Origin of the sequence: Borrelia persica No12, from assembly GCF_000500045.1 — a bacterium.
Taxonomy (GTDB): domain Bacteria; phylum Spirochaetota; class Spirochaetia; order Borreliales; family Borreliaceae; genus Borrelia; species Borrelia persica.
This window is the reverse complement of sequence record NZ_AYOT01000101.1, coordinates 1-719: the sequence shown is the minus strand read 5'-3', so window position 1 is coordinate 719 and position 719 is coordinate 1. Positions and strand designations below refer to the sequence as shown.

The following is a 719-nucleotide window of genomic DNA, read 5'->3' as shown; positions in this document are numbered from 1 at the left end:
AAGATAAACATAACGACATACAATTAAACAAAAATAATCAACAAAACTCTCAACAAATTCAACTAAATTAACTTGTGATTAAATAGTTGAAACAACTTAATACAAAGTAGTTATGCATATTATGAAATAACAAAATATTTTCCCAACATCACAAACACTTGTGCTACAAAATATGATACAGCAAGAGTAGCAATAACCGTCAAAGATGAAACTAACTGTCCCTTAAATCCTAATCTACTCTCAATCAAAGTCAATTTAGATTTCACTTGTACCAAATCACTCTTAACTCCATCTATCTTTTCATTAAGCCTAGTCTCTACTCCATCTATCTTTGCATCAAGTTTGTCTACCCTGGCATCAAGTTTATCTATCTTTTCATTAAGCCTAGTCTCTACTCCATCTATCTTTGCATCAAGTTTGTCTACCCTGGCATCAAGTTTATCTATCTTTTCATTAAGCCTAGTCTCTACTCCATCTATCTTTGCGTCAAGCCTAGTCTCTACTCCATCTATCTTTGCGTCAAGCCTAGTCTCTACTCCATCTATCTTTGCGTCAAGTTTATCTATCTTTTCATTAAGCCTAGTCTCTACTCCATCTATCTTTGCATCAAGTTTATCTATCTTTTCATTAAGCCTAGTCTCTACTCCATCTATCTTCTCATTAAGCCTATCCTCAACTTTATCTATCTTTTCATTCAAATCAATTTTGAGCATACTTAT

General features: G+C 33.0%; 1 protein-coding gene. It reads right to left on the bottom strand.

Annotation, left to right across the window (positions count from 1 at the left end; all coding sequences use genetic code 11):
* Positions 1–119: 119 nt before the first annotated feature.
* Positions 120–719 (bottom strand): DUF4407 domain-containing protein (locus U881_RS0101960; protein WP_024653076.1); only part of this gene is annotated, 600 nt, incomplete at its 5' end.